Below are 19,387 nucleotides of genomic sequence, written 5' to 3'. Positions count from 1 at the left end.
TGTGATAATGCTATAATATGACAGCAGTAAAAACATGTCGCGTTCGGCAAGCGGTTAAGCCACAGCCCTCTCAAGGCTGTACCACGGGTTCAAATCCCGTACGCGATACCATGATAAAAATAAGCCCGAGTCATCGAGCTTTTTTTATGCGCGTTTAAGTATGAATCATTTTGATTTCGCTTTATACAAAATCATCTATTCATGTTAGCCTTTATTATTTTACGAACACATCATAAAACAATAATTGTGATAACAGATTTAACATGCATCAGAATTGTCGATACATGGTTTAATCACATAATCCCTATCTGGTAAATTGGATTTTGTCAAAATAGTCTTTGTTGCGACATTATTTCTTTTCATAGGTCTTCTGCCATCTGCTTTTATGATAATCCTACCATTTTTTCTTCACATTCAATATACTTTTCTCATAACTGCTTACGGAGCTATATATTACAACTATAAAAATAACAAAAAGACACGCTTATGTATGATCACTAGGAAAGAAACCGGTTCATTTATTTTATAAACTTGATGGTCATTTCATAATGTAAGCGTGTCTTTTAATTTTTTAACTTTATCCGAAATAAGGTTCCTTTGCCATAGGTGCTTTCCACTTCTATGTTACCGCCATGTGCCTCAATGATGGATCTGACGATCGGCAATCCTAAACCGCTACCACCACTTTGACGACTGCGTGCATCATCTACACGGTAAAAACGATCAAAGATTTTTTCCATATCCTTCTTTTGTATGCCGCATCCTTCATCCTCTACTTCAAGGATGTAATACGTAGTTTCCATACGGGTACGTAAGGTAATGGTACCGGAATCACTATATTTAATCGCATTGCTTAGCAAATTTAAGATTACCTGAAGCATTCTTTTAGGATCACAAAAGGCATATTCTAATGTCTGATAGTCCTTTTGAATGTTCAGTTGCTTTTTTTGCGCATTTTTCCATAAAGAATCGCATGCCTTATCAAATAAAGCACAAACATCACATTTTTCACGCTCTAAAATAACATTAGACAATGATAACCGTGATAACTGTAGCAAATCTTTGACTAAAACATCTAAACGTTGTACTTCCTTTGCCATCTGTGATAAAAACTCTTTTTCCGTGATGGGATCATCAAAATCATCACGGTTTAAGATTTCTACCATTCCTTTTAATACAGAAATAGGCGTTTTTAATTCATGAGAAGCATCAGCAATAAAACGTTTCTGCATCTTTTCCCCTTCCAATGTCTTCGATATATCTTGAAACAGTACCAAACAACCGCTATATTTACTTTTCGCCAATACCGGTATGCTGATAGCTTGAAATTCTACTCCATTGATATTTATGATCTTATCCATATCACGTTCCAAGATAAAAGCATCTTTAATAAATTCACGTACTCCATGAACAAAGGGATTATCTAAATAAGTTAAAGGCTCTAAATGACCCATGCATAACGATGCTATATTGTTATGCATGACAATGTTACCAAATTGATCAATCAGCAACATGGGAAAAGGAATACTTGAGACAATTGTTAATAACTGTTTATTTTTCAAATGTGCATCTTTAGCCGTAGAACGTATTTCCTCTTGTAATTCCTTATTTTCTTTGCTTTTTTTAGATTCATACTGCTGTTCATAAACCACTTCTACAATATATAATGAGATGGCCAATAATAACAAAATCACATATACATTCCATTGTGTCTCATACGCTAGCAAAGCATAGCTGCAAGTCAAAAGAATAAACCATGCATATTTAGGCAGTTTCATGCAATTCCTCCAGTAAATAGCCTACACCTCGACTGGATTTGATATGAACATTAGAACCTTGTAATTTTGTGCGCAATTTAAAGACATGTACATCAACGATGCGCGTATCCCCATCATAATCAAACCCCCAGATATCATTTAAAATGGCATCTCTTGATAAGACGATGTTTTTATTAGATACAAAGTACTCAAGCAAGTCAAACTCTTTTTTCGTCAACGTTAAAAGCTCATCTTTCAATAAAGCTTCACGTCGCTTTAAATTGATACGTAACTCTCCAATTTCCAAGTCTTTTTCCATTCGTTTGCTCTGACGTTTCATATGAGCATTTACTCTTGCTAATAATTCTCGTGGCGAAAATGGCTTTGTGACATAATCATCCACACCTTGATCAAATGCATAAAGTATATCGGTTTCATCATCTCTAGCTGTCAGCATGATCATCACGCTGTCTACATGCTGTGTACGTAATTTCTGAACGATTTCGATACCGCTGACATGGGGTAACATCCAATCAATGATTAACACATCAAAAGGTTGCTTTAAAGCAATATCCAATGCTTCTTGTCCATCCCCACTTTCTACGATCGTGTGTCCAGCTTTGCGCAGATCATAAGAAATGATCTTACGAATATTTTCTTCATCTTCAATCAGTAAGACTTTTGCCATACCTTTCTTCCTCCTGTTCATAGCGTTCAATAATCTTTTGAACCAGTGGATTACGGACAACATCAAGACTTGTCAGTTCCACAAAGGAGATTCCTTCAATTCCTTCCAACAGCTGTTTTGCATTTAATAAACCACTGTCCTTTTTCTTAATCAAATCAATCTGAGTAACATCCCCTGTAATGACGATACGAGAATGAAACCCCATACGGGTAAGAAACATCTTCATCTGCGCTCTCGTCGTATTTTGTGCTTCATCTAAAATAATAAAAGCATTATCCAATGTACGACCACGCATATATGCTAATGGCGCGATTTCAATCACTTCTTTTTCTAACAATTTTTCTACTTGTTCCTGTCCTAAGGTATCATATAATGCATCATATAACGGGCGCAAATAAGGATCAACCTTTTCCTTTAAATCTCCTGGTAAAAACCCCAGATTCTCACCAGCTTCAACTGCTGGACGCGTTAAAATAATCTTTCGTATCTCACCCTTTTTTAACAGACTAGCTGCATATACAACAGCTAAATAGGTTTTACCCGTACCGGCCACACCACTGGCAAAAACTATTTCTGATTTACACATGCATTGAAATAAATAACGTTGACCAATCGTTTTTGGATAAATCAATTTTCCATTCACTGTTTTACCAATCGGTTTTTGATAGGTCAAAGAAAGTTCATGCAAACGATGCAATTTCGCCAAACGGCATACATATTCAATATCTCTAGGTTGTACATCTAAATGCTGTTCCATCATTTGAAAAATGGCCTTAATGATTTCCTCAATTGTCGCAAACGTTGTTTTATCATCGCATAAGACACTTAGCTGATTATTACGCATAATCATTTCACAAGCAAAGGCTTTGCGTAAGATTTCCAAGTTTTGATCCTGGGCACCGCATAATTTCACGATCCATTCCATGGGATATTCTTCTAAAGCAATAGCATAATTTTGACTCATACAGACTCCTTTATTTTTATGGTGTTGTGATATCTTGTAGTAAAGTATAATGAATCACCATCTTTATTTTACCCATATCCTTGGAGAATTGCAAAATATTTTCCTTATGAATCTTATCATCTTTATGAAAATCTTGACTGACCTGTGCTCTGGCAGCCATTAACAGTTCAAAATATTGAAAAGCCTTCGGCATTTTGGTATCATCCATGCTTACTGTCACATCTCGCCATGTGTATGCGAAGACCCGCCCTTTTACATAAACTTCTTGATTTTTACTTTTACTATCAGCGATGACATTGCTGACAAGAACATCGCCTTTATGCACAAATTCATTTACTTTATGCACTTTATTTCCATGCTGTATATCAAAACGAGCAATGACGCCATCTTGTTTGGCAATGAGTTCACGATGATGCAACGTTTCCAAAGTGGCGAATTCTTTAGGTGTATACGTGATGATATAACGGCTGCCTCGCTTTTCTATTTCCAACCAAGCAATTTCATTCTCTAGTTTCTTTTTTAAAGCTTCCTTTAATTTATTTTCATCTTGATGATGAAATGGTGTCGTATATCCCATCTGTTTTAATGTTTTTTGAATCAATATGCGACTCTCGTCTTTTTCTCCCTTGATTGTTACCTCAAAGATAGTAGAACTGAGCCCATACCAAATAAGAATGGCTGCTACCACACTCAAAAGACGTGCTGGTTTTACCATACTGCGTAACAAATACCCTAACATCCCAGTCGTTGTCAAAAGAACAGCCTTCGGCAATAAGCGATAAATCGTATGCCGCTGTAAAACAGATGTGTAGAATTGAATTTCTCTTTGATGTATCGTAATGTCATATAGTTCAAGATTTCCTTGTTTACAAATATGCAAAAAAGCACTTGCATCCATCTGTACTTTCCATTTATCAAGACCAAGTTTTTTTCTAGCTTTCATATTGGAATGTCAGTTCCAGGAAGCAACCTTCCAGGAGCAGTTCCTCCTTTTCCAATGCCAGCATATGCAACTTATCTCCTCTGATTGAAATTTCCATCTGCGGCATTCGAATCTTTATGAGAGTTTCACTGACCAAAAGTACCTCTTGATAATGTTCAATTGTCATCTGGTTTTTATCAATGGAAAGCATGTCGTCACCTCTATACAAGATACGTTTTTGCTTTTCTATTTATGACTGTTTCTCTTCCGCCTCCTTCACATCTTTATTATAAAGAAGAATAAAGAGAGGATTTGTTATAATTTTGTTAATTTTTTGATACGATGAGCTTACTACCAAAAAAACAGAAAGTTTTTCAGTTTGTTTGTAAAAAATAGCACATACCTTTTATATAGGCATGTGCTATTTTTATAAAACTTTGCTTAAGAATTCTTTTGTCCTAGCATTTTGAGGATGTAAGAAGACTTCTTCTGGTGTTCCTTGTTCTGCAATTATGCCGCCATCCATAAAGAAGACACGATCACTGATTTGTTTTGCAAAGCCCATCTCATGCGTTACTATGACAATTGTCATTCCCGTATCTGCTAGTTCCTTTATGACCTCTAACACATCTTTGACCATTTCTGGATCAAGTGCACTAGTTGGCTCATCAAATAAAATCACATCCGGTTGCATTGCCATCGCACGTACAATTGCTAAACGCTGTTTCTGTCCACCTGACAACTTTCTTGGAAATTCATCCTTCTTGTCTAAGAGTCCAACTTTACTTAACAATTCACATCCCCGCTTTTCTGCTTCTTCCTTAGACATTTTCAATTCTAGACAAGGAGTGATGGTAATATTATCAAGCACACTGAGATGCGGAAACACATTGAAATGTTGAAAGACCATTCCGATTTTTCTGCGGTGTAAATCTAAATCTACGCTTTTATCCGCTATATTAACACCTTCAAAAATAACTTTGCCTGAAGTAGGCACTTCTAGCAAATTCAAACAGCGTAAGAAAGTACTTTTTCCTCCACCACTAGGTCCGATGATAGACACAACTTCCCCTTCATGAATTTCTTCGGTGATTCCTTTTAATACTTCCAACTCACCAAAACGTTTGGTTAGATTCTCTACACGAATTAAAGCTTCTTTAGTCACTGACACGCATCCTCCTTTCCATATATTTTACAAGTTTACTTAAACTGTAGGTAACAATCAGATAAATGATGGCCGCAATCGTCAATGGTTCTAATGAGAAATAGGTCGCTGTCTTTACGATATTGTTAACACTCATTAATTCACCGATATAGAAAGAGGAAGCCAATGATGTTTCCTTTACCATCATAATAAATTCATTTCCTAAAGAAGGAAGAATGCTCTTAATAGCTTGTGGGAATATGATTTTAACCATCATATGCTGATTACTCATTCCAAGACTTTTGGCAGCTTCCCACTGTCCTTTATCGACAGACAGAATACCACCGCGAATAATTTCAGCAACATAAGCACTACTATTAATGATTAAAGCAACAATCACACTGACCAGCATCGGAATATCACTGTTGATAGCCGCAAAAATACTTACAAACAACCATAATTGCAACAACAGAGGTGTACCACGTATTGCTTCTACATATGCACTTGATAATAATTGTATAAAACGATTCTTGCTCAATTTGATGAGAGCGAAAGCCGTTCCAATCAATGTACCACCTAACACGGTCACAAAGGCTAATCCAAGTGTCATACCCAAACCTTCTAAAAACATTGGCCAATAACGTACAGCAATTTTCCATGTTCGTTGGAGAAAGTTTCCTTCAATTTTTTGTTTATCGTAATTTACAGCAGCCTGATACCATTCTTCATATAACCCCTTATCTCGTACCTGCTGAATGATTTCATTCGTTTTATTTAATAGTGCAATTTCACCTTTAGGAATACCGACTCGTGTTCCCATATAATCAGGATTTAGTTTAAAGAGCAACTGTTTGCTCATGTGGATACCTTCATTCTGTTTTGCAAAATCCTGTCCGGTACCATAAGCGCAGGCAACGGCATCTACACTGCCATTTTTTAATAGGTTTATACCATCATTTAATCCGGTGATATATTGAATGTTGGCCTCTTTCAGTTGTGTCTTTACATAATAATCTTGTAAAGAACCTGCCTGTACTGCAACCTTTTTTCCTTTAAAATCGCGTAGTTTTGTATACACATCTTTTTTATCTGCCTTAATTAGCAATCCCTGCCAGCTGGATTCCCCATTTTCATCATAGTAAGATTCACTCATTTCCATCGCATCCATTCGCTCAGGCGTTTTGGTAATGCCGGTGATTGCCATATCAATCTGACCATTTCCAAGACTTGCCAATACAGCATCAAAATCCATTGCCTTAATGGTCAGTTTGACCCCCATCTCATCAGCAATATATCTGGCAAAGTCCATATCACTACCGACGTATTGATCTTGTCCTGTTTTCGTCGTATCGATAAATTCATTCGGTGGAAAGTCTGGTGAGGTTCCAACAATCAGTTCTCCACGTTCCATGATTTTGTCTAACAGTTCCCCTTCACCATTCGCCTTGGTGCTTTCTTTTGCCTGTATCTGTATTAAAAAGCTTCCACAAAGCACGCTAAGTAGGATAAATAAGGTACTTATTTTTGTGAATTTCTTCATCATCATCTTCCTTTCTCACTCATAAAATAAAAACGCCGTCTCTATTCCAGAGACGACGTTTTATCGCGGTACCACTCTAGTTATTCCTATAATCTATAGGAATCCCTCAACCTGTAACGCTGGTCAGCGGTTTCTCCTACTAAGTTCAAAGAAACACTCCCAGATGCGTTTCCATTATCACGTTACCGTTGAACTTCCACTCTGTTTCAACTCGCTGTTGGTATATGATAATGTACTCTTCTGATCATGCGATTTTTTATAAGTGGCTTTATCATACTGGATTCATTTTTATTTGTCAATACATAATAGAAAGTTTCTATAACGATTCTTAAAAAATCATGCCCATTTGTTTTTATGCCAGTAACAAGATAATAATCGAGGAAGAGAGAATAATTAATTTCCGTCCTCTCACACCACTGTACGTATGGAACCGTATACAACGGTTCAAAACAATACAAAATATGCTTGAACTGAAATCGATTTGCTTTGGTTCTTATTCCTAGATACAGAGATTTGCCTCGACCTTCCTTCACCTCACGATGAACACCCTTGGTTCTGGCTAGTGATTGACGACTGTGATGAACGCCTCCACCGTACTCTTTTACCACCTAGTTATGATCCATGCCAAGAACACGAAAAAAACATCATGCTAGCACACATGATGTTTCACTGATTATTTACCAAAATAACGGTCTAATAAGCCTTTAAATGCTTTGCCATGACGTGCTTCATCACGTGCCATTTCATGAACCGTATCATGAATCGCATCTAAATTAGCAGCTTTTGCTCTTTTTGCCAAATCAAATTTACCTGCTGTTGCGCCATTTTCTGCATCTACACGCATACGTAAATTCTTTTCTGTAGAATCACTTAAAACCTCACCCAATAATTCAGCAAACTTCGCTGCATGTTCTGCTTCTTCAAAAGCCGCTTTTTCATAATACATGCCGATTTCTGGATACCCTTCACGATGCGCAACACGTGCCATTGCTAAATACATACCAACTTCACTGCATTCCCCTTCAAAGTTCATGCGTAAATCGTTCATGATATCTTCACTGGCACCCTGTGCAACGCCAAGGACATGCTCAGCAGCCCAACTCATTTCACCTTCTTGTTTCGTGAATTTTTCAGCAGGTGCTTTACAGATTGGACAGAATTCAGGTGCTGTATCACCTTCATGTACATACCCACATACACTACATACAAATTTAGCCATTGTAATATTTCCTCCTTATAGTATGTTAATCGATTATATTTTACAACATCCTAAGCAAAATGTGAATGCATTTGCCCTTTTTCTATCCCAAGTTTATCCTATAGTGTATATCTGGATAATCATCTTCCTTGCTTAAAAAAACGATGGCATCTACATACCATCGCTTTCCTCATAATGACATATTTTTACGTTGAAACAACACATTTGCAGCACTAAAACAACCAATAGCAATGAGTAACAAAATACCACTCATATACCAGCCTTTAGCTGCATTGACAATTAAAGCATCTCGATCAAACAACGTCATAAGCGTTGCATATTTCATATTTTCTAAATTCCCCTTCATGTTTGCCAACATTTGAACGAGTATAAAGTATATTCCAAATCCTGCGCCAAAGGTTGCTGCCTGCCGATATTCATTGCAGATACAGGAAAACAAGAAACTAATTCCTGCCAGTGCCATATGCAAACACAACACACCGAAATTCAACCGCAGATAGGCTGCCACATCTAAATCCTGAGGAAACATAAATGAGCTACACACTAAACCTAGTAGCGTACAATACGCAATCAGCAAGAGCAGATTGGTAAGCAAAACAAAACATTCTGTCCGCCACACACAGCCACGTGTACTTCCCGAGGATAAAAGATATGCCATAGATCCATTATCAACTTTCTTGGCAATGTATTTTAAAGATAACAAAACCGTGAACAAGAAAGGAAATACGATCATTAACATTCCGTATAGATAGGTTGATAAAAAATGCACCAACGTAGCGGTGGAACCATTCATGCCCACCATTGACATGATTTCCGGCATCATTTTGGCAAATTCATCCAATGCACTTCCTAAAGAAGGATCAAACATCGTTAACATGATAGTCGTATACATCGTAAGGATCAAGCAGAAAATCAATAATAATTTCCAGCTATTCTTCATTTCAGTCACATATAACGCTTTATTCACCATGATGCTCACCTCCATAATATTGCATAAAGATTTCTTCCAAGCTTTGATGAGTAACATCAATATCTTCGACTTCATAGTGAGACAGCGTTTGAATGAGCTTAGCTAGATTTTTATGAATTTCAACTTCTACCATATGCTTATGCATTGCTGTAATATAAAACCCCTCCTGTTGAAAGCGGACAACTTCATTTATATTCGCAAAACGGATCTGATAACGGCGTTTTTTAGATTGCCGCAAGGTTTGTGCATCTTCCACACAGACGATATGGCCATCTTTGATAATGCCGATACGATCACATGTTCGTTCAACTTCTTCAAACATATGTGAAGACATTAAGATGCTTTTGCCTTTCATCTTTTCTTCCTGAATTAGATCCACAAAAACATTTTGCATTAATGGATCTAAACCACTGCTGGGCTCATCCAGTATCAAAATTTGGGGATCATGCATAAAAGCAGCGACAATGCCAACTTTCTGTTTCATTCCTTTACTCATTTTCTTAATTCGCCCACTTGGATCAAGTTCAAAACGTTCCATTAATTCTTCACAGCGTCCCATATCTTTCATACCGCGAAACTTTGCCATAAATTTTAAAAATTGCATGCCGCTCATTTCTTCCCATAAGTTTATTTCACCAGGAATGTAGCCAAGCTCTTTTTGTATGGTAGCTGCTTGCTTACCACAATCCATTCCTAAGATAGAACAATTTCCTTCTTTGGCAAAAATAAATCCCAGTAAATGACGAATCGTTGTTGTTTTACCAGCACCATTAGGCCCTAAAAAGCCAAATACTTCTCCCTCATCGATAGTAAAGCTAATATCAAATATTCCCTTACCATGCCCATAGTCACAGGTCATATGCGAAATTTCTATCGCCTTCATCAATTTCCTCCTCACCAAACAGTTTATGTCATCTGTTTTACCATTACTGACATTATAGCAGATTCTTTATAAGCTACAATGATTTTCACATTTTCTCTGCATTTTAGATAGGTTCATTGCATGAACAATACTTCACCTTCTTATAAAATTAATTTCTGCTATGAATCTAACTGTTCAGGAAATGACACTTGTCTATTTCGAATGTAATGGATTGTTTTTTGTAAATGAAACATAAAAAAAAGAGATCCTCGATCTCTTCCTATTTTCCACGACGTGCTTTACGTGCAGCTTCTGACTTTAACTTACGACGAACGCCAGGTTTTACGTAAAACTCTCTTTTGCGAGCTTCAGCAAGGGTTCCATTTCTTGACACTTGACGTTTGAATCTACGTAAAGCATCATCAAGAACTTCGTTTTCTTTGACTACTACTTTCGGCATGATTTACCCTCCCTTCTGATGCAAGCATATTTATTATACTGAAAAACATATGAAAATGCAACAGAAATATAACATTTTTCTAGCATTTACCCATAAAATATGTGAAAATACCGTCTTATGTATAGATTCCTCTTGCGAAATTCTGCTGTTTTTAGACAAATGTCATCACTTCTCTAGTTCATCCTCTAATCCCAGACAATGTTTGCGAATCACATGGCGTGCAGCGATATGATCGCCAATCCAAGGTTCTCGTCCAAATTCACGATACATAAAAACCTCATCCCCTTTTCCAAGGATAAGTACTGTATCGTTGACATTTGCGCTTTCAATCGCCTGGCGAATAGCCGAATAACGATCCTCGATAAAAATGTTATTGGTATCCTTGATACCACCTTTGATTTCATTTGCAATATCCCTTGGGTTTTCATCTCGTGGATCATCTTCCGTTAGAATAATGCTATCGCAATAGCGATCAGCGATTTCTCCAAACACCTTACGTTTTTTCGTATCACGTTTACCGGCGGAGCCAAATACTGCGATAATTGCATTCCCATCCGGCGTAATGCTATTGGCAAATTCAAAAACCTTTTCCATTCCATCAGGCGTATGAGCAAAATCTACAATCACATTGAAAGCCTGACCCTCATCAATGCGTTCCATACGGCCATCTACCTGTGTTAATTCAGATAAATAAGGAACAATTTCTTTTAATGCAACGCCGCTTTCACACATTGCCGCGATTGCTCCTAGCAGATTATAGATATTATACATAGCGACTAAATTGGTCGTAATTGTATAGGTTTCTTCATGATGAATCAAATCAAAGGTTGATCCATTCGTGCCAATATGGATATTATCACCACGATAATCGGCATCAGCCGTCACACCATAAGATACGATATGTGCTTTACAGCCAGCCACCATTCGTTTAGCAAAAGGATCATCTACATTTATAACGGCCACACCGTCACTCTTTAATTGTAAAAACAATTTGTGCTTAGCTTCAAAATAGTTTTCAAGTGTTCCATGGAAATCCAAATGATCGTATGTCAGATTCGTAAATACGGCTACATCGAAATCAACACTTTGTACGCGCCCCATCTCTAAACCATGTGAACTGACTTCCAGCGCAACTGCCTGCATGCCATAATCAACCATATCCTTCATGGAATGATGTATTAAAATCGGATCTGGTGTAGTTAGACTGGGCGGCATCGTGACATCGCCATAACTGATGGAAATCGTTCCAATATAACCACAAGGTTTAAAATGTGAGTAGACATCTTTAATGATGCTAGTAATCGTACTCTTTCCATTGGTACCGGTCACTCCAAATACCGTTAATTGATGACTTGGGTGTCCATAAAATTTGCTAGCCACCATATTTAAAGTACGATTTACATTTTCGACTTTTATATAGGCTACTCCTTTGTGCATGGTTTCAATGTCTTTCGCATGAACGATGCATACTGCACCTTTCTCGACAACTTCTTCAACAAATTGATGACCATCAAAAGTCATACCATCCATGCAAAAATACATATCCATAGGCTGAATTTTCCGTGAATCCGTACATAAGCCGCCGATTTCAATATCCGGTGCATTTTCAAATAGCAGAGACAGTTTCATGAGGTACCTCCTTGACGTCGCAGGCGATAAGCTTATCGTCTATATAAGAAGTGATGACAACCTGTTTCATCTGATGCAGCGCTTTTACATCCATTGAACAATATACCTCTAAATATTCACTGGTATGTCCAAAGAGCATGCCATCTTTTTCTTTTTCAAATAATACAGACACTTCTTTTCCTACAAATTTCTGTTTATAAGCAGTATATAACGCTTTTGAACATTGCGCAAGTCTTGCCGCACGTTCTTTCTTTATTTTATTTTCTAAATGCCCGCTCATTGTTGCTGCCACTGTATGATCACGACGAGAATAAGGAAAGATATGCAAAAAGCTTAATTCCATCTGTTTGATATTTTCCATTGTATCAACAAATTGTTCTTCACTTTCCTGAGGAAATCCTACAATGACATCGCTGGAAATACTAATATCAGGCATAAGAGAGCGGATATACTTCACACGTTCTTTAAACCATTCTACATCGTAAGGACGATGCATGTTCTTCAATACTTCATTATTGGCAGACTGTATCGGGATATGCAAATGGCGCGCGATTTTGGGTTCCTTTTGCATAAATGTCAATAATTCATCACTGATTTCATTCATTTCAATACTGGAAATACGAATACGCCGCAATCCCTTTACTTCTTTACACATCCGTTTCATTAGCTGCGTCAGATTCGTATTTATGTCTCTTCCATATCGACCCGTATGAATACCGCTTAAAACAATTTCCTGATGACCGCTGGCACATAAATCTTGTGCAATCTTAATAACTTCATCCTCTGGTAAAGAACGTTCTGCCCCACGGGCATAAGGAATGATACAATAACTGCAAAATTGGTTGCAACCATCTTGGATTTTTAAAAAAGCGCGCGTCTGATGTTCAAAATGTTGAATCGGCAAAGCTTCAAACACGCGCAAAGCACGAACATCATGTATTTCATTGACCTGTTTTTCTCCTTGCAAGGCTTTTTCAATACGATCAGCTAATGTTCTTTTGCCATCACTACCGATTAAAATATCAACATGTTCTTGTTGTTCTAACTGTTCTTTAGCGGTCTGTACATAACAGCCGACAACAGCAATCAAAGCATTTTGATTCAATGCTTTTGCTTGATGTATTTTCTGACGAGACTTACTACCTGCCGTGTTTGTCACTGCACATGTATTAATGATATAGACATCTGCTTTTTCCTTAAATGATACTTGTTGATAGCCCTTTGCCAGCAAAGCACTCTCATATCCCTGTGACTCATAGGTATTCACCTTACAGCCAAGTGTAGCAATCGCAAATGTTGTCATGATTCTTTCTCCTTCGTTTTTTTCTTTAATCGTTTATGCTGGTACTTTTTTAATTTTTTCTTAAATCGTTCATTTACGATTGGATATTCCAGCAAAAACATGAATAATGCATCCTCATCTTTTTTTAATAGTGCTTTCGCAATTTCAAAACGCATAGCTGCAGGACATTCTTTCTGCTTTGGATCTAATGAAAAGGTAGATACACAAACATCTTGTCGATACACATAAAATCGTTTTGTCAATGGATGATATAAAACATAATCCATGAGCCCTTCGGTTGCACACACCTCGCAGCTACTAAAACCGTGTGCATAGCTTTCATAACCATACATATGTGGAACTACTTCGTTTGCACAATTACGGATAAACGTATGATATTGTTTCAAATCCAACAAGACAATTTCATCTGTATAAAGATGATTAAAACGTGGTGAGAAACACGGCATATAGATTTCTTTATCCTCATATGTGAAATATTCTAATGCTTCTTTTTGTTTTGCTATTTCCAAATTCATTTGTTGTTTTCGTTCTATATAAGTCAAATCATACCAATAGTCAAACATTTGAACATACGTATCAAAAAAGACATCTTCAAATTTACGTTTGTTCAGCAAGGAGTGATATAACATTTCCACATAAAAACAATCACTGTCACTTTTCAAGACACATGGGATATTGTATTCCTTCACCAAAGCACGCATTTTATCGAGTTTCTTTTTATATGATTTAAAATCAAGCAGTTTCTTATCAAATTTCTTATTTACCAGTTGTTCCAGTGTTTTCATGATGATCACCTGCCATTTCATAAAAGAAGGATATGCAGGCAAGTAAACTTAATGCGGCAGTTTCCGCACGCAGGATACGTGCACCTAAAGATACCCTATGAAAGCCAACTTCTTCTAATTGAATAACTTCATCTTCACTGAATCCGCCTTCGCATCCTACCACGATAAATACCTTGTGGGGTGCCGGATATTTTTGCAGCACTTCTTTGACATGCGCACTTTTTACATCTGCACGCTCATAGGCGATCAGCTTTACATCGGCATCTTCACTTGCTTTTATCAATTCAGCAAAACTTTTTGGTGAATCTAGCGCAACAAGTGTTGAACGTTTGCATTGTTCGCAAGCCTCTTGCAAGATTTTATTCCAACGCAATCGTTTTTTATCCACTTTTTCATCTTTGGTTTTCACAACGGTCCGACTGCTTGTAAAAGGAATAATTCGCTGTACACCTAATTCTGCACTCTTTTGTAATAAGAAATCCCATTTTTCTTTTTTAATCAGCCCTTGTGCCAGTATCATATCAACAGGCGTACGGGTGTGATCTTCCATTTCTTCATCCACACATGCAAAAACCTTATGATCACGAAATACCACATGGGCATAATACATATGCCCCTTTCCATCAGCTAAGCGAATAATTTCATCTGGTTTCATGCGCATGACATGTTGTATATGATGCGCTTGTTCGGGTTCCATCTCTACAAGATCGTGTACCTGTAACGGTTTATGTAAAAAGTATTGCTGCATAACTTCACCTCATAACTAATAAATAATACAATATTTTTTTAAATCTTACAATTCCTATTCACTCAAGCTCATGAAAAAACAGTGGAATCCACTGCTTATCGACTCTTCATCTTTCCTTTCGTGGCAAGTGAGCGCAACTGCGCCACCTCGAAAGGTTTTAATATACGATACTCTCCTTGGCGCAAATCGCTGCACTTTAAAAAGGCCAATTCTTTTCGGTGTAAACGACGTACCTCATAGCCCAATGCTTCCATCATTCGTTTGATCTGGCGATTTCTTCCTTCATATATCGTCAAATCAAAACTACATTGATTTTTGGCAACATCCTTTTCTGTCAGCTTAAGCTTCGCCGGTAATGTCTTTTTCCCATCATCTAAAACAATACCTTTTTTGATCTGGATCATTTCTTCCGGTGTCAAAATACCGTTAATTGTCAGATTATACACCTTTGGTATATGATAGCGTGGATGAATGATTTCATTAGCGAATTCTCCATCATTGGTTAAAAGTAAAACACCACTTGTATCATAATCCAGACGCCCTACCGTAAAAATACGTTCTTTACATGGAATCAAGTCAATAACGGTCGTACGATCAAACTCATCATTGCTGGTGCACATTGTTTTTTTTGGTTTGTTCATTAAAAAATAAACTTTATTTTCCTTTTCAATTGGATTTCCATCCACTTCTACTACATCACCGCGTTTTACTTTGTATCCCATTTCTGTGATAATATCCCCATTTACACACACTCTACCCTGTGCAATCATCTCTTCCGCTTTTCTTCTTGAGGCTATGCCAGCTTGTGCAATTACTTTCTGCAAGCGTTCCATGCTACCACCGTCCGTTTCTTCCTAGTTATTTTACATGATAACCTTATTTTTGCAAAGCTTTATTTTCATTTTGTTTAATACGCAGCAGATTATCTCCCATAACTTTTACCATACTGGAAAAAAAGCTGATCAACATTTCCTGAAGAACCTTTCTGGTATCCTCATCTAATTCACTAAAACCTTTTAAAATCACCAGCATATTTTTTATGTTGGTAATAGACAAATCTTTTATCGTATTCGCATTGGTTCGTGATAAAACATCATATATCGCATCCACTGCCAATGCTCGCTGGCTATCTTCCATGTGCGACAGCCACTGTTTTAAAGCATGGTCAAAGAGTTCACTGGAGGCCGTTATAGATTGCAGATAAATGAAATCTGCACCTTCTAATTGCCAAGAATATGGATCATGCTGCCAAAGTGACAATTGATTGCTTTGTATGACGTGATAAGCTTCTTCATGCTGTAAAAGCATACCGACAACGCTCGATTGTGGGACATATGTATAAATGCGTGGTAAAATGCGTTGAAAAGACGCCTGCTTTATGATTGTCTTATCAAATCCAGGACCATCCATATTGTATACCCCTGCAATACGATCTTGCAGTGCTTCATTAGCAAAGGCACTGGCATAAACAGCAAGATTGCCTCCTTTTGAATGTCCGCAGATATATAAGCGTCCCTTATAATGCTCGCTAATCTGCTCCACGTATTCCAAAGCATCGTGCTGTGAAGGTATCACAGGTAAAAAACTCATATTAAAATCTTCTTTCCAGCCCACCAATGTGCTGTCTGTACCACGAAAAGCAATACATATATCTCCTGTTTCCAATAAAAAGCTCATCGCACAAAATTGTTTTTGTTGCTGTTCATCAAAGCGTGATACATAGCGAAAGATTTTAACCTCTCCATATCGTCTGCTTTCTGCCATCTCAGATAATATACGTTTATCATTTTCTACCCTTGCTTGTTGTAAGTCAATGTGTAATTTTTGATAGGCCTCATTTACCTGCCGTAAAGACAGTGGAGCGCTTGTCTCATTTAACAACGCATCAAAGCGAACATACGATAAACAACAAAAAGCTAATGCGTCTAAATTACGAAAAGCATCTTGCCTCATCGTCAGATCTTTACGCCATGTCAAATATGTGAAAATCGAATCTTTCTCCATATGCTCACTTCCTAACCGCCTTCCTATGTATTTTAACAAAGATTTTGTTATCTGTCACTTTGAAAAGACAGCGTTTCACGCCGTCTCAGCCAAAAAACCATACTGTTAAAAAAATCGCCATCGCAATGCCGGCAACATCCGCAAGCAGCCCAATGGGCAATGCATTCTTTGTTTTTTTAATGCCGACACTGGAAAAGTATAAAGTGATGACATAAAATGTTGTATCTGTAGAACCTTGGATAATACTCGCCATGATTCCTTGTAAAGAATCAACTCCACAAGTTTTAAAAATATCGACAAGCACTGCTAAAGAGGCATTACCAGAAATCGGGCGAAAAAAGACCATCGGCCATATCTCTTTAGGAATTCCTTCAATATAGGTAGCAATCCCATTACAAATAACTTCCATTAAGCCACTTTCTCGCAATAAAGTAATAGCACACATCATTGCTAATAATGCAGGATAAATATCACTAAACAAAAAAATACCATCTTTTACACCTTCAATAAATGAATGATACGCATTTACACGACGCAACAAAGCGATTACACAGATGAAAAGAACTAGTAATGGAAGAATATAAGAAGTGTTAATCACGATAATTCCACCACCTATCCACGCATAGCCCTACAAATGAGGCAAAGCAAGTTGAAAGAATGGCGAACGGCATAAATCCCGTAACATCTAAAGAATGGAAAGAGGAACGCATGGCAATAATGGTCGTACTTAATAAAGTAACGCCCGCTGTATTTAAAACCAGAAACGTTACCATCGAACGGCTGGCTTCTTCTTTATGGGGGTTATGTTGTTGCATACCTTGCATCGCTTTTAAACCCATTGGTGTAGCTGCTGAACCTAAGCCTACCATATTCACGATTACATTGCTGGCAACATATCCCAATGTTTCGGCATCATTCTTTAAATCAGGAAATAAGCGTTTTAAAATCGGATGTGCCAATTTTTCTAAAGCCGCTAAAATTTTAGCATCTCTGGCAATATATAACATACCATTCCAAAATGCTGTCACACATAACAATGGTACAACAAAATCAAATGTTTCTTTTCCAACGCTGACAAACACCGCATTAATTACATCCACCCGTCCATTGCAAAGGCAATAAAGAACAGTGATGCAGATAATCAACAACCATATGACATTCATGAGAAAAGCCCACCCTTCTTATCCCTTACTTTTTTATAGGGAAAATTATAGACTTGCTGATTGTTCCCATTACGTATTTCTATAATGAATTCTTTATCTTCAAAATGCGAGCTTACCATAAGCTTTGCTTGTTCCTTTTGAGTAATGGTAACAGCGATATCCTCAGGTATGCAGATTTGTTTATGATCTATGACATATTTTCCTTTGGCCAGGATAGGAATTACCTTAATCTCATCGAAAGCTTTGGTGTGCTTTTGCTCATGAAAAGTAAAGTCATCTCCCATACCAAGCGTAACGATGACATTTTCAACATTTTCATGCTTCGCTGCGCTGATCAAAGTCCTTCCAGCTTTCTTCGTAAATCCTGTTTTCCCGGCGATAGCAAAAGGATATTCAAATAAGAGTTTATTTTTATTGCGCCAGCGATAGTTCCATTCACTCGTATAATACTTGGTTCCGCTTATTTCACGAAAGGCAGGGTTTTTCATAGCATAAGACATCAGCAATGCCATGTCATATGCACTGGACAAATTGCCACCATCTTCTTCATCTAAACCACTGGGATTTGCGAAATGTGTATCTAGCATACCGATTTCTTTTGCCTTTTCATTCATCATCTGGACAAATTTTTTTTGTGTCTTACCAATATGCAAAGCGATTTCTAAGGCTGCATCATTACCACTCCTAAGCATTAATCCATATAATAACGAGCGCAGCGATACCTGTTGTCCTTCCTTTAAATAAATCATGGAACCATATGCCTGTTTTAATTCCTTCCCGGTTTTCCATGTTGCATTTAAATCACCTTTTTCTAATGCAAGTATCGCTGTCATCACCTTCGATATGCTAGCAACACTTTGCACCTTGTGCATATCCTTTTCCTCTATGACTGTATTATCTGCATCACTCATCACACAATAAGATTGCCCATGCACAGTTTCTAAGTTGATTATCAGGCACAAGAAAAAGCAGAGCAGTTTTTTCATTCTCATCACCTGTTGAAGTATATGTTAACCAGATGCTTTTCATGCTCTTCTTAGATAATAGAATTCGCTAAACATAAAACGAAAAAACGTCGTATAGTCATAAAAATCATCGCTATAACTACCCTATAAAGAATGCTGTCAACATACCTAATCCACAAATATAAACTTAACTTTTTTAGATGATAATTATAAATCGACAGCATAAATGTATAAAATCATTCATCTTACCCTTCTTAATCACCA

21 protein-coding genes, 1 tRNA gene and 1 other annotated feature are annotated in these 19,387 nt (G+C 37.3%); of the genes, 1 reads left to right on the top strand and 21 read right to left on the bottom strand.

All coding sequences use genetic code 11. The features are described 5' to 3' along the window. Window positions 1-36: 36 nt before the first annotated feature. A tRNA-Glu gene (locus AC1VS3_RS01455) sits at window positions 37-111 on the top strand. A gap of 452 nt (window positions 112-563) precedes the next feature. Here the strand turns inward: AC1VS3_RS01455 and AC1VS3_RS01450 are convergent. From AC1VS3_RS01450 to AC1VS3_RS01350, 21 genes are all read right to left on the bottom strand, one after another. After that, a complete protein-coding gene (locus AC1VS3_RS01450) occupies window positions 564-1,778 on the bottom strand; it encodes a sensor histidine kinase (protein ID WP_481275483.1) in 1,215 nt (404 codons plus the stop codon). Beyond that, the gene (locus tag AC1VS3_RS01445) at window positions 1,765-2,445 is read right to left on the bottom strand and encodes a response regulator transcription factor (RefSeq protein ID WP_008688400.1); all 681 of its coding nucleotides are present in this window, start codon (window positions 2,443-2,445) and stop codon (window positions 1,765-1,767) included. The genes AC1VS3_RS01450 and AC1VS3_RS01445 overlap by 14 nt, the downstream gene beginning before the upstream one ends. After that, window positions 2,423-3,409, bottom strand: a complete 987-nt coding sequence (locus AC1VS3_RS01440; protein ID WP_008688399.1) for a PhoH family protein — start codon at window positions 3,407-3,409, stop codon at window positions 2,423-2,425. Before AC1VS3_RS01440 ends, AC1VS3_RS01445 begins: the two co-directional genes overlap by 23 nt. A 16-nt stretch (window positions 3,410-3,425) precedes the next feature. Next, window positions 3,426-4,352, bottom strand: coding sequence for a sporulation protein YqfD (locus AC1VS3_RS01435; RefSeq protein WP_008688398.1), 927 nt, complete (start codon window positions 4,350-4,352; stop codon window positions 3,426-3,428). Continuing rightward, complete coding sequence (locus tag AC1VS3_RS01430) at window positions 4,342-4,542, bottom strand: YabP/YqfC family sporulation protein (protein ID WP_008688397.1); 201 nt, start codon at window positions 4,540-4,542, stop codon at window positions 4,342-4,344. Before AC1VS3_RS01430 ends, AC1VS3_RS01435 begins: the two co-directional genes overlap by 11 nt. A 216-nt stretch (window positions 4,543-4,758) precedes the next feature. Then, on the bottom strand, window positions 4,759-5,496 hold the full coding sequence (locus AC1VS3_RS01425; protein WP_008688395.1) for an amino acid ABC transporter ATP-binding protein: 738 nt from the start codon (window positions 5,494-5,496) through the stop codon (window positions 4,759-4,761). Beyond that, on the bottom strand, window positions 5,489-7,015 hold the full coding sequence (locus AC1VS3_RS01420; RefSeq protein WP_008688392.1) for an ABC transporter substrate-binding protein/permease: 1,527 nt from the start codon (window positions 7,013-7,015) through the stop codon (window positions 5,489-5,491). The genes AC1VS3_RS01425 and AC1VS3_RS01420 overlap by 8 nt, the downstream gene beginning before the upstream one ends. Before the next feature lie 45 nt (window positions 7,016-7,060). After that, window positions 7,061-7,271 (bottom strand) — a binding site (T-box leader). Between the two features lie 417 nt (window positions 7,272-7,688). Further along, window positions 7,689-8,234 carry an NADH peroxidase gene (locus tag AC1VS3_RS01415; RefSeq protein ID WP_008688391.1) on the bottom strand — a complete coding sequence of 182 codons (546 nt, stop codon included), beginning with the start codon at window positions 8,232-8,234 and terminating at the stop codon, window positions 7,689-7,691. 169 nt (window positions 8,235-8,403) lie between these two features. Next, complete coding sequence (locus AC1VS3_RS01410) at window positions 8,404-9,204, bottom strand: ABC transporter permease subunit (RefSeq protein WP_008688389.1); 801 nt, start codon at window positions 9,202-9,204, stop codon at window positions 8,404-8,406. Then, the gene (locus AC1VS3_RS01405) at window positions 9,194-10,087 is read right to left on the bottom strand and encodes an ABC transporter ATP-binding protein (RefSeq protein ID WP_008688387.1); all 894 of its coding nucleotides are present in this window, start codon (window positions 10,085-10,087) and stop codon (window positions 9,194-9,196) included. Before AC1VS3_RS01405 ends, AC1VS3_RS01410 begins: the two co-directional genes overlap by 11 nt. Before the next feature lie 259 nt (window positions 10,088-10,346). Continuing rightward, on the bottom strand, window positions 10,347-10,526 hold the full coding sequence (rpsU, locus tag AC1VS3_RS01400; RefSeq protein WP_008688385.1) for a 30S ribosomal protein S21: 180 nt from the start codon (window positions 10,524-10,526) through the stop codon (window positions 10,347-10,349). A 165-nt stretch (window positions 10,527-10,691) separates the two neighbouring features. Next, window positions 10,692-12,155, bottom strand: coding sequence for a UDP-N-acetylmuramoyl-L-alanyl-D-glutamate--2,6-diaminopimelate ligase (locus AC1VS3_RS01395; RefSeq protein WP_008688384.1), 1,464 nt, complete (start codon window positions 12,153-12,155; stop codon window positions 10,692-10,694). Next, entirely contained in the window at window positions 12,133-13,458 is a 1,326-nt protein-coding gene (mtaB, locus tag AC1VS3_RS01390; RefSeq protein ID WP_008688382.1) for a tRNA (N(6)-L-threonylcarbamoyladenosine(37)-C(2))-methylthiotransferase MtaB, read from the bottom strand. Before mtaB ends, AC1VS3_RS01395 begins: the two co-directional genes overlap by 23 nt. Beyond that, window positions 13,455-14,264: a hypothetical protein gene (locus AC1VS3_RS01385; protein ID WP_481275482.1), complete on the bottom strand. Its 810-nt coding sequence runs from the start codon at window positions 14,262-14,264 to the stop codon at window positions 13,455-13,457. Before AC1VS3_RS01385 ends, mtaB begins: the two co-directional genes overlap by 4 nt. Next, complete coding sequence (locus AC1VS3_RS01380) at window positions 14,215-14,991, bottom strand: 16S rRNA (uracil(1498)-N(3))-methyltransferase (protein ID WP_008688379.1); 777 nt, start codon at window positions 14,989-14,991, stop codon at window positions 14,215-14,217. The genes AC1VS3_RS01385 and AC1VS3_RS01380 overlap by 50 nt, the downstream gene beginning before the upstream one ends. A 95-nt stretch (window positions 14,992-15,086) precedes the next feature. Further along, window positions 15,087-15,824: a pseudouridine synthase gene (locus tag AC1VS3_RS01375; RefSeq protein ID WP_008688376.1), complete on the bottom strand. Its 738-nt coding sequence runs from the start codon at window positions 15,822-15,824 to the stop codon at window positions 15,087-15,089. A 43-nt stretch (window positions 15,825-15,867) separates the two neighbouring features. After that, window positions 15,868-16,995, bottom strand: a complete 1,128-nt coding sequence (locus tag AC1VS3_RS01370) for a DUF2974 domain-containing protein (protein WP_008688374.1) — start codon at window positions 16,993-16,995, stop codon at window positions 15,868-15,870. Window positions 16,996-17,080: 85 nt separating this feature from the next. Beyond that, entirely contained in the window at window positions 17,081-17,593 is a 513-nt protein-coding gene (locus AC1VS3_RS01365; RefSeq protein ID WP_008688372.1) for a spore maturation protein, read from the bottom strand. After that, window positions 17,586-18,158 (bottom strand): spore maturation protein A, encoded by a 573-nt coding sequence (locus tag AC1VS3_RS01360; RefSeq protein ID WP_008978415.1) that lies wholly within the window; start codon window positions 18,156-18,158, stop codon window positions 17,586-17,588. Before AC1VS3_RS01360 ends, AC1VS3_RS01365 begins: the two co-directional genes overlap by 8 nt. Then, entirely contained in the window at window positions 18,155-19,069 is a 915-nt protein-coding gene (locus tag AC1VS3_RS01355; protein ID WP_404809301.1) for a D-alanyl-D-alanine carboxypeptidase family protein, read from the bottom strand. The genes AC1VS3_RS01360 and AC1VS3_RS01355 overlap by 4 nt, the downstream gene beginning before the upstream one ends. Further along, on the bottom strand, window positions 19,062-19,187 hold the full coding sequence (locus AC1VS3_RS01350; protein ID WP_481275481.1) for a hypothetical protein: 126 nt from the start codon (window positions 19,185-19,187) through the stop codon (window positions 19,062-19,064). Before AC1VS3_RS01350 ends, AC1VS3_RS01355 begins: the two co-directional genes overlap by 8 nt. Window positions 19,188-19,387: the final 200 nt, after the last annotated feature.

The organism is Longicatena sp. (assembly GCF_982403165.1).
Note: the sequence above shows the minus strand (reverse complement) of the source record. Positions and strands in the feature narration are given on the sequence as shown.

Bases quoted from the DNA above. Each gene is read 5' to 3' on its own strand.
- AC1VS3_RS01370 (WP_008688374.1), bottom strand. From the start codon at position 16,995: ATGGAGAAAGATTCGATTTTCACATATTTGACATGGCGTAAAGATCTG.
- AC1VS3_RS01450 (WP_481275483.1), bottom strand. From the start codon at position 1,778: ATGAAACTGCCTAAATATGCATGGTTTATTCTTTTGACTTGCAGCTAT.
- AC1VS3_RS01420 (WP_008688392.1), bottom strand. From the start codon at position 7,015: ATGAAGAAATTCACAAAAATAAGTACCTTATTTATCCTACTTAGCGTG.
- AC1VS3_RS01410 (WP_008688389.1), bottom strand. From the start codon at position 9,204: ATGGTGAATAAAGCGTTATATGTGACTGAAATGAAGAATAGCTGGAAA.
- AC1VS3_RS01445 (WP_008688400.1), bottom strand. From the start codon at position 2,445: ATGGCAAAAGTCTTACTGATTGAAGATGAAGAAAATATTCGTAAGATC.
- AC1VS3_RS01380 (WP_008688379.1), bottom strand. From the start codon at position 14,991: ATGCAGCAATACTTTTTACATAAACCGTTACAGGTACACGATCTTGTA.
- AC1VS3_RS01350 (WP_481275481.1), bottom strand. From the start codon at position 19,187: ATGAAAAGCATCTGGTTAACATATACTTCAACAGGTGATGAGAATGAA.
- AC1VS3_RS01385 (WP_481275482.1), bottom strand. From the start codon at position 14,264: ATGAAATGGCAGGTGATCATCATGAAAACACTGGAACAACTGGTAAAT.
- AC1VS3_RS01435 (WP_008688398.1), bottom strand. From the start codon at position 4,352: ATGAAAGCTAGAAAAAAACTTGGTCTTGATAAATGGAAAGTACAGATG.
- AC1VS3_RS01360 (WP_008978415.1), bottom strand. From the start codon at position 18,158: ATGAATGTCATATGGTTGTTGATTATCTGCATCACTGTTCTTTATTGC.
- AC1VS3_RS01375 (WP_008688376.1), bottom strand. From the start codon at position 15,824: ATGGAACGCTTGCAGAAAGTAATTGCACAAGCTGGCATAGCCTCAAGA.
- AC1VS3_RS01405 (WP_008688387.1), bottom strand. From the start codon at position 10,087: ATGAAGGCGATAGAAATTTCGCATATGACCTGTGACTATGGGCATGGT.
- AC1VS3_RS01440 (WP_008688399.1), bottom strand. From the start codon at position 3,409: ATGAGTCAAAATTATGCTATTGCTTTAGAAGAATATCCCATGGAATGG.
- AC1VS3_RS01415 (WP_008688391.1), bottom strand. From the start codon at position 8,234: ATGGCTAAATTTGTATGTAGTGTATGTGGGTATGTACATGAAGGTGAT.
- AC1VS3_RS01355 (WP_404809301.1), bottom strand. From the start codon at position 19,069: ATGAGTGATGCAGATAATACAGTCATAGAGGAAAAGGATATGCACAAG.
- AC1VS3_RS01430 (WP_008688397.1), bottom strand. From the start codon at position 4,542: ATGCTTTCCATTGATAAAAACCAGATGACAATTGAACATTATCAAGAG.
- mtaB (WP_008688382.1), bottom strand. From the start codon at position 13,458: ATGACAACATTTGCGATTGCTACACTTGGCTGTAAGGTGAATACCTAT.
- AC1VS3_RS01395 (WP_008688384.1), bottom strand. From the start codon at position 12,155: ATGAAACTGTCTCTGCTATTTGAAAATGCACCGGATATTGAAATCGGC.
- rpsU (WP_008688385.1), bottom strand. From the start codon at position 10,526: ATGCCGAAAGTAGTAGTCAAAGAAAACGAAGTTCTTGATGATGCTTTA.